At 42.1% G+C, this 3,967-nt stretch carries 4 protein-coding genes; 3 read left to right on the plus strand and 1 reads right to left on the minus strand.

Translation table 11 applies throughout. The annotated features are described in order from the left end of the window. The first annotated feature begins 323 nt into the window (after window positions 1-323). Window positions 324-1,205: an Npun_R2479 family HD domain-containing metalloprotein gene (locus IQ229_RS16645; RefSeq protein WP_194045547.1), complete on the plus strand. Its 882-nt coding sequence runs from the start codon at window positions 324-326 to the stop codon at window positions 1,203-1,205. 121 nt (window positions 1,206-1,326) lie between these two features. Next, a complete protein-coding gene (locus IQ229_RS16650) occupies window positions 1,327-2,442 on the plus strand; it encodes an ABC transporter permease (protein ID WP_194045548.1) in 1,116 nt (371 codons plus the stop codon). A gap of 353 nt (window positions 2,443-2,795) precedes the next feature. Here IQ229_RS16650 and IQ229_RS16655 read toward each other — a convergent pair whose 3' ends face one another. After that, on the minus strand, window positions 2,796-3,203 hold the full coding sequence (locus IQ229_RS16655; RefSeq protein ID WP_228013517.1) for a helix-turn-helix domain-containing protein: 408 nt from the start codon (window positions 3,201-3,203) through the stop codon (window positions 2,796-2,798). A 319-nt stretch (window positions 3,204-3,522) separates the two neighbouring features. Between IQ229_RS16655 and IQ229_RS16660 the strand changes: the two genes are divergently transcribed. After that, a partial coding sequence (locus IQ229_RS16660; protein WP_194045550.1) for a GNAT family N-acetyltransferase occupies window positions 3,523-3,967 on the plus strand: 445 nt, incomplete at its 3' end.

The following is a 3,967-nucleotide window of genomic DNA, read 5'->3' on the forward strand; positions in this document are numbered from 1 at the left end:
GTATTGAGATCACTGTCAACCAATGCTTAGATATGAAAAACTAATATAGCTCATCTAGATTTATCTAATTAGAATCGAAAGTATTTATGTACCTTGGTACACCAGGAAACTATTTTTTACACGTAATCAATCATTTCTTAAAGCTTTTGTGTTGCCAGGAAGCCATGTATCGAGACATAGATAAAGCTAGCGTCTACAGGTACACGTGAGTTACAAAGGAGCAAACTCCATTGCCTGAAATTCCAGCAAGGGTGGCCTTGATTATGGAATTTTGAAATCAATCAAAATCAATAAAAAATTGGTATTTACCAGAGTAAGCAGATATGTTCAATGCCACTGAAATTTTAATTGATGCCTTCGTAAATGAAATTCGAGACGGCTACCGCCGCACTTATGGCTGCTTTAAAAATGATTATCAGGACATTATCGCCTGGGCAGGTAACATGGCTTTGGAAAACATTGCCAATAGCGACGCCCTTTATCACAATGTTGAACACACAGTCCTAGTCGCCCTAGTGGGGCAAGAAATTTTACGTGGCAAACATATCAGGGAAGGGGGTGTTTCCAGTGAAGACTGGTTGCATTGTATTATTTCCTTAGTGTGCCACGATATTGGCTACGTTAAAGGGGTTTGTCGGCAAGACCGAGAAACAGCAAACTTATATGCCACAGGTAAAAATGGCAGAATGATTTCTGTGGCTGCTGGCGCTTCTGATGCCAGTTTGACGCCGTATCATGTTGATAGAGCCAAACTGTTTATTGATGAGCGTTTTGGAGGTCACAAGTTAATAGATGCTGAGGCAATTAAAAGCAATATTGAATTGACTCGATTTCCCGTGCCTGCGGCAGAAGATCATCAAGATACAAAGTGCTTTGCAGGATTAGTCCGTGCTGCTGATTTGATTGGTCAACTAAGCGACCCGCGCTACCTGAAGAAAATTACTTCTTTATTTTACGAATTTGAAGAAACTGGTGTAAATAAAGTTTTGGGCTATAAAACCCCTGCCGATTTACGTAATAACTATGCTAAGTTTTACTGGAATGGCGTCTATCCCTATATCCAAGAAGGACTGCATTACCTATCATTGACACAACAAGGAAAACAAATTCTTGCAAATCTTTACTCAAACGTGTTTGTTGTGGAACATGAAAAACAACAGGAAGAACAGCAGCGGTATTTAGAGAAGTTAGCAGTTAAGAGTTAGGAGAGACGCGATTAATCGCGTCTGTACAGGAGTTTAGGAGTTAAAAATTATTAATTATGAGTTATGAATTAAGATAAAAGCTTAATAACTCATAACTCCTAACTTATAACTCCTAACTACTATGGATTGGTGGCGACGACTTAAGAAAAATCCTTTGGCACGATTTGGGGCAATTTTACTGTTAATTTTCTATATAGGAGTAATTGCAGCTGATTTCGTAGCTCCTTATGACCCCTATGCTTCACAACCTAATGGTTCATTGCTGCCACCAACGAAGATACACTGGGTTTCTCAGTCAGGGCAGTTTATCGGGCCTTATGTTTATCCGACGACTCAGGGAAATACGAATTTAGATACAGGCGATCGCCAAATCATTGTAGACTCAACAAAACCTTCGCCTCTGCGTCTATTTGTCACCGGGCCAGAATACCGATTGTTGCAGATGAGTTTGCCACTACCGCCGAAGTGGGATGAAGTCACAATCTTTGGTGGTATCCCCTTAAATTGGCATTTATTTGGCACAACAACTGGCGCAAAAGTCAATATTTTGGGCACTGATGACCAAGGCCGCGACCAATTCAGTCGCTTGCTGCATGGTGGTCGCATCAGTATGTTTATCGGGATTTTTGGTATTATCATTACCTATCCCCTCGGTTTGCTTATCGGGGGAATTTCTGGCTATTTCGGCGGTGTGACTGATAGCGTGATTATGCGCTTGGCAGAAGTGCTAATGACTTTCCCTAGTATTTATCTTTTGGTGACTTTAGGCGCAGTCTTACCAGCAGGTTTAAGTAGTACCCAGCGCTTTTTGCTGATTGTGGTGATTACTTCGGTTATTAGCTGGGCTGGTTTAGCACGGGTTATTCGGGGACAGGTACTATCACTTAAAGAGCGAGAATTTGTCCAAGCGGCGCGTGCAATGGGCGCGAACCCAATTTATATCATTCTCCGCCACGTTTTACCGCAAACGGCTAGTTATGTAGTTATCTCTGCGACTCTTGCAATTCCCAGCTTTATTGGTGCAGAGGCGATACTGAGTCTCATCGGTTTAGGAATTCAACAACCAGACCCTTCTTGGGGAAATATGCTTTCTCTGGCAAGTAATGCTTCAATCTTGGTGTTGCAACCTTGGTTAATCTGGCCGCCGGCTGTGCTGATTATTCTCACAGTGCTGGCATTCAACTTACTCGGTGATGGGTTGAGAGATGCACTTGACCCGCGCAGTTTAAGAAGATAAGCTTTCAATAAATAGTAAATGGTGTCGCCAAAGTAACAAATGCGAACTCCAAAGTAACAAATGCGTACGCCGAAATAGCAAATGCGAACTCCGAAATAGCAAATGCGAACTCCGAAATAACAAATGCGAACTCCGAAATAACAAATGCGAACTCCGAAATAACAAATGCGTACGCCGAAATAGCAAATGCGTACGCCGAAATAGCAAATGCGTACGCCGAAATAACAAATGCGTACGCCGAAATAGCAAATGCGAACTCCGAAGTAACAAATGCGAACCCCGAAATTAGTCCGCGAAGGCGGACTTTGCCTGTGTAGCCGCGAATTCTATTCGCCCAGTACTGCTGTAAAAATCTACTGTTGCAAAACCCAACGGCGGAACAGTTCTACCATAATCCGCCAGCTTCCCTGAGTTTCCTCAACGACATCATGACGCTTCAGAGTATTCAGCGCTTCCTGTAAATTGGCGTTGTTCATACCTGTAGACTGAGCTAAGGCATCCAGACTTATCCCCTCTGGGTAAGGTGCAAGCACTTGTATAATTGCTTGTTGACCCTCAGCACCCCGCGCCGCCTGACCCCAAACGCCATCAAAGTAGTAGCGTCCCCGCTTGAAAAACTCAGAGTCATTGATAACTGCTTCCACATCTTCTAGAGTGAAAACTGGGTCACGCGATCGTCCTTGTTCAAAAACAAAGTCATTGTAGCCGCGCACTAGCTGAAAACCCAGCAGTTGCACTAAATATGGTTGACCGTATGTCAAAGCATAAATTTCATCTAAAGCTTCCAGGATGTAGTCAAGGATGAAGTCTTCATTACCTGGGTTAGCAAGAATTTGGCGGGTAGCTGCATGGTAATGAAGCCCAAACCCTGTATTTACCCCCCTTAATCCCCCCTTGGCAAGGGGGGAAATATCCGGTTCTCCCCCTTGCCAAGGGGGAGTTAGAGGGGGTCAGAAGGACTTATGTGTACACCGTAGCTCCGACTGCGAGAGGGACAGGCTTGCACTTTCGTTCAAAGCAGGGAGAGCTGCATCAAACTCACATTAAATTACAATAGGTAGTAACCTCAAAGAGAGTTTCATGAGTAATTTAGTTATAAAAGTTGCTGAATTACCTAAAGATTTTCCGGCAATTCAAGCAATTAGAAAATCAGTTTTTCAAGAAGAACAAGGGGTAGATTCCGCTTTAGAATTTGATGGCAAAGATGAAATATCCGATCATCTAATTGCTTATTTAAATATGGAGGTTGTGGGTACTACTAGAATTAGATATTTGGATGATAAAACTGCCAAAATAGAAAGGTTAGCTGTTCTATCGAAAGTTAGAGGGCAAGGTATTGGTAAGAAAATTATGGAAAATGCCCTACAGGTGATAGCTAGCCGAAATATTACAGAAGTCGTAATTCATGCTCAAGAATATGTAAAAGATTTATATAAAAAACTCGATTTTGTAGAAGAAGGAGAAATATTTGAAGAAGCTAATATTCTCCATGTGAAAATGATAAAAAGATTTTTACAGTTAAAGT

It is taken from the genome of Nostoc cf. edaphicum LEGE 07299 (genome assembly GCF_015207245.1).
In the GTDB taxonomy this organism is placed as follows: Bacteria; Cyanobacteriota; Cyanobacteriia; order Cyanobacteriales; family Nostocaceae; genus Nostoc; species Nostoc edaphicum_B.